Source organism: Propionivibrio sp. (assembly GCF_049316945.1).
GTDB lineage: Bacteria > Pseudomonadota > Gammaproteobacteria > Burkholderiales > Rhodocyclaceae > Propionivibrio.
Genome location: NZ_JBMOJE010000217.1, coordinates 1 through 4,824 on the forward strand (window position 1 = coordinate 1; position 4,824 = coordinate 4,824).

At 59.4% G+C, this 4,824-nt stretch carries 4 protein-coding genes and 1 pseudogene; all 5 read right to left on the minus strand.

Features of this window, described 5'->3' with window-relative positions; all coding sequences use genetic code 11:
- Nucleotides 1–523, minus strand: a 523-nt coding sequence (locus ACOYNV_RS25620; protein WP_422902646.1) for a TIGR04282 family arsenosugar biosynthesis glycosyltransferase, incomplete at its 3' end; no start/stop codon positions are given.
- On the minus strand, nucleotides 498–1,196 hold the full coding sequence (locus tag ACOYNV_RS25625; RefSeq protein ID WP_422902647.1) for a TIGR04283 family arsenosugar biosynthesis glycosyltransferase: 699 nt from the start codon (nucleotides 1,194–1,196) through the stop codon (nucleotides 498–500). The genes ACOYNV_RS25620 and ACOYNV_RS25625, both read right to left, overlap by 26 nt.
- Before the next feature lie 123 nt (nucleotides 1,197–1,319).
- Nucleotides 1,320–2,804, minus strand: coding sequence for a DEAD/DEAH box helicase (locus ACOYNV_RS25630; RefSeq protein ID WP_422902648.1), 1,485 nt, complete (start codon nucleotides 2,802–2,804; stop codon nucleotides 1,320–1,322).
- A gap of 123 nt (nucleotides 2,805–2,927) precedes the next feature.
- Complete coding sequence (locus tag ACOYNV_RS25635) at nucleotides 2,928–4,118, minus strand: ATP-binding protein (RefSeq protein ID WP_422902649.1); 1,191 nt, start codon at nucleotides 4,116–4,118, stop codon at nucleotides 2,928–2,930.
- 318 nt (nucleotides 4,119–4,436) lie between these two features.
- Nucleotides 4,437–4,824: pseudogene (locus ACOYNV_RS25640) on the minus strand (efflux RND transporter permease subunit); the annotation flags it as partial.

Below are 4,824 nucleotides of genomic sequence, written 5' to 3' on the forward strand. Positions count from 1 at the left end.
CGCTGGTGTGAAAAGTGCCAAACCAATTGGGTCCTAACAGAAGAAATCTGAAATTCGGTTGCGGGCAGCGCAGTCCGACCAGTACATAACCGCCATCTTCTGCCGGAATGAAGACCGCATCGTGACCATCACGCAGCAATTTGGCTGCAGCAGCGAGATGGGCGGTTTGCAGCGCCGGGCAGTCGGTTCCGATCAGCAACAGCGGGCCGCCATGAGCCGCAAAGGCATGCGCCATGCGTGCGCCAAGGTCCATCCCAGATTGGCGGCAGATATTTACTCCACGATGAACATTCAGTGCGCGGAAAAAACGGTGATGCGTGTCCGGGGCGCACCACAAGGTCACCTTTTCAGACTCGAAGCAGGTGGCGAGTTGCAGGGCATTCAAAGTCAGTCGACGTTGCAGACGTGCCGCACCAGCGACACCCAGCGCGGGAATCAGCCTTGTCTTGGCGGCGCCTGGCTGCGGTGCCTTGGCAAAAATGGCGATGTCCACCGAATCACCGCTGACCGGGCTGGTAGCCATAGCGAACGGCCAGTTTGATGGGGTCTGCACCGAAAAAAAACTCGGCACGCAAAAGCCACATGAGGAGGATGGTGGTCAAAACGCCGTGTTTTTCCCAGCGCCGTCCCGAGGTGACAACGCGGTCGCGCAGGCATGCTGGGGGGGCCATCCGTTTCAGGCTCGTCGACAGGGCAATGTCCTCCATCAAGGGCAATTCGGGAAAACCGCCAATCTGCTCGAATACCTCGCGGCGAACAAAAATCGCCTGATCGCCGGTAGCGATGCCGGTCAGCCTTGAGCGCCAGTTCATCATGCGCTCGACGATGCGCAACAAGGGGTGAGCACCATCGATGCGCACGTCGAATCGTCCCCATGACGTACCGTCCTTGATGGCTTCATGCACACGATCAAAGGCGGAAGCGGGAAGGGTGGTGTCGGCATGCAGGAAAAGCAGCACCTCGCTGCTGCTGCTTCGTGCGCCAGCGTTCATCTGCAGCGCGCGGCCGCGTGGAGAAATGGCAATTTGATCAACCAGAGGTCTTGCCAGCATCACCGTGTCGTCTTCGCTGCCACCGTCGACAATAATCAGCGAAGCACCTTTGCTACGCAAGATGCGCAGCGCTTCAAGTTGCGTACGAATTCCCGCCGCTTCATTGAGAACGGGAATGATGACTGAGAGAAAAGGCTGGTGCATGAAACGATCCAGAAACGGCCTGCAAAGCAATGGATACGGGCATCTTCAGCACACATTCCGCATCAGCCAGTGTTGATGCGGATCCTGGAGCATGCCACGCTGCGATGGCGTATTGACGCCCTTTCAGCGGTGCCTGCTGCCACTGCGGTGCGCACCGCCTGCTGGCGGCTTGCCAGTTCCGGCGCGGTTTCCACCTGCTGCGCCTGGGCGTGCGCCACCACCTCCGGCCGGACGGCCGCCTGGCGAACGCTGACCGCCACGAGCTCCGGCCGAGCGCATCAGGATCGGCTCGGCACGAATGCTCGGATCGGGTGCGTAATCCGGATAGTCCACCACGTCAATCTGCTTCTTGAGCAGGCGCTCGATGTCGTGCAACAGTTTGAGTTCATCGACGCAGACCAGCGAGACGGCCGCACCCTCGGTGCCGGCGCGGCCGGTACGACCGATGCGATGCACGTAATCCTCGGCGACGTTCGGCAACTCGAAATTGACCACATGCGGCAATTCGTTGATGTCGATACCGCGCGCCGCAATGTCGGTGGCGACCAGCACATGCAGCTTGCCGCTCTTGAAGTTGGCCAGTGCCCGGGTGCGGGCGTTCTGGCTCTTGTTGCCGTGAATGGCGTCGGCCTCGATACCGGCCTTGAGCAGTTTGTCGGCCAGCCCGTTGGCGCCCCATTTGGTGCGCGTGAATACCAGTACCTGATACCAGCCCTTGTCACGAATCAACTCGACCAGCAAATCGCGCTTGCGCTCGCGGTCGACTTTGTAAACGTACTGCTTGACCAGATCGGGTGCGGTATTGCGCCGCTCTGACTCGACATATTCAGGGTCGATCAGGAAACCACTGGCCAGGGCGCGGATTTCATCCGAGAAAGTTGCCGAGAACAACAGATTCTGGCGCTTCTTCGGCACCAGCTTGATGATACGTTTGATGTCGTGAATGAATCCCATGTCGAGCATGCGGTCGGCTTCGTCGAGCACCAGCACCTCGACGCCCGAAAGATCGACGTTGCGCTGTTGCGCGTGATCGAGCAGACGGCCGGGCGTGGCAACGAGAATGTCGATGCCGCTTCTGAGCGCTGAAATCTGCGGATTCATACCGACGCCGCCAAACATAACGAGGGATTTGAACGGCAAGCGGGCGCCGTAGGTACGAACGCTTTCTTCAACCTGCGCCGCCAACTCGCGCGTCGGCGTCAGAATCAGCACCCGGATCTTGCGCGGCCCGGTCACCCTGGAGGTGGCCAGACGATTGAGAATCGGCAGGGTGAAGCCGGCGGTCTTGCCGGTGCCTGTCTGCGCGCAGGCCATCAGGTCGCGCCCGGCAAGCACGACGGGAATCGCCTGCGCCTGGATCGGGGTAGGGGTTTCATAGCCTTGATCGGCAATGGAAAGAAGGATCTCGGGTACGAGACCCAGTTCGGTAAATTTCATGCGTGAGAACTCCAGGCGTTTGCCATGCGTGCGCGGGGTAACCGGCAATGCACGAACCAGTCTGGGCAAACACTCAGGGATATGTGGGTCAGGCGAAACGAGAATGCCAAGCCTGATCGGACGGGCGCCAAGACTGATGAATGGCGCCACGAGGAGGGCAGATACTAACACGTCGCCGGAATGTCCGGATCATATATGCGACTGGCTGCAGATATTGAGTGGCGCAGGGATTAATCCGGCAAGGAAAACTCGGGGACACGGTTTCCTGCGAAGCTTCTGCCATGGTTCCCGGCATTATTCCAGCCGCAGATTCAGTCCGGCGAGATCGCTGGCCAGTTGCGCGAGAGAAATCACCTCGATGTCCTCGGCCAGTCGGTAGCGTTCTATCCCCGGATAGACGACGAATTTTCGCTGTGGCTTGAGGTCGGCGCAGGCGGCGTAAAATCCGCGTTCGAGTTTTGGCGTCAGGCTGCGTTTTATCTCCACGGCCCATTGTTTGCCATCCGGCCAGGTGAGCAACAGGTCGATTTCGGCACCGCCGCTGCTGCGGTAAAAATAGCCTTGAACACTATCCGGTGCTGAAGCGAGCAGGTTTTCGATGACGAAGCATTCCCAGCTTTGACCGACCACCGGGTGGGACAGAAGGTTTTCCTTGTCGGTAATGCCGAGCAGCGCATGGATCAGGCCGCTGTCGCGCACATAGACCTTGGGCGATCTGATCAGCCGCTTGCCGATATTGACATGCCATGGCGGCAAGCGGCGCACCAGCAGCAGATCGACCAGCAGGTCAAGGTAACTGGCGGCGGTTTTGGCGTCGACACCAAGATTGCGGGCGAACTGCGCGGTGTTGAGCAGACCGCCTTGATGGTGGGCGAGCATGGTCCAGAATCGGCGCAGGGTTTCGGCGGCAATGCGCGGACCAAACTGGGGAATGTCGCGCTCGAGATAGCTGCGGATGAAATCCTGTCGCCAGCGCAGGCTGCGGGATGCGCTCGGCGCCAGGAAACTTTCGGGAAAGCCACCGCGCAGCCACAGTTCGTCTCCCGCGATGGCGGACGTTTCGCTCACGGTAAAAGGCGTCAGTTCGAGATAGGCGATACGTCCGGCCAGCGTTTCACCGGCTTGTTTGAGCAGGTCGAGCGAAGCGGATCCGAGCAGCAGATATTGCCCCGCCGTTTGCCCGGCGCGACGGCCCCGGTCGATGAGTCCGCGCAGTACGGGAAAAAGCGCTGGGGCGCGATGCACTTCGTCGAGGATGACGAGTTTGTCCTGGTGGTCGGCAAGATAGAGTTCGGGTTGCGCGAGTTTGGCGCGATCCTGTTCTGATTCGAGGTCAAGATACAGTGCTTCACGTCCACCGATCCTGAGCGAGCCGATTTCGAGCGCCAATGTGGTCTTGCCGACCTGACGCGGTCCGAGCAAGGCCACCGCTGGCGAATGGGCGATGGCGTCGGTGAGTAGAGGGGTGAGATTACGTTTGATCATCCATGCAATTATGGAGTCTCAATGGACGATCTGCAAGGATGAAGTCTATTTCTGCTCATGCCCCAGCCATTCCCGGCTTAGCCGATCCGTCTTCCCGCTCACTATCAGATTCCGCGCATGCTCGGCTTGATGACCATCGATGGCTGAACGGCGCCCTACGATTTGCCCGAGTTGAGCCAAGCACACGCTCTGCAAGGACCGTCAAATGGCGTTCTACAGTGAGGCTGGCTTGAAATGCAATGAATACGCCATTCTTCAGTAGTGTTGCTTGCAGATCGCCATTCCATGAGGCTTGCAGCCATACTTGCCGCACAGTGCTCAATTTTCCATCCCATGCTCAATGCGCCATTGCTTGACCAGCGCGTAGATCGCCGGAATCACCGCCAGGGTCAGTAGTGTCGAGGAAATCATCCCGCCGACCATCGGCGCGGCGATGCGGCTCATGACTTCCGAGCCGGTACCGGTGCCCCACATGATCGGCAGCAGGCCGGCCATGATCGCTACCACGGTCATCATTTTCGGGCGCACGCGCTCGACGGCGCCTTCCATCACGGCGGCGTAGAGGTCGCCGACATCTGGCTTGCGCTCCAATTCCAGGCACTTTACCTTGACCGCTTCCCAAGCGTGAACGGAATGACCACCTTCATTTTTTCGATGGCATGTTCCATGTTCTCGAACTGGCCGCTCCAGGTGACGTAGTAGCCGG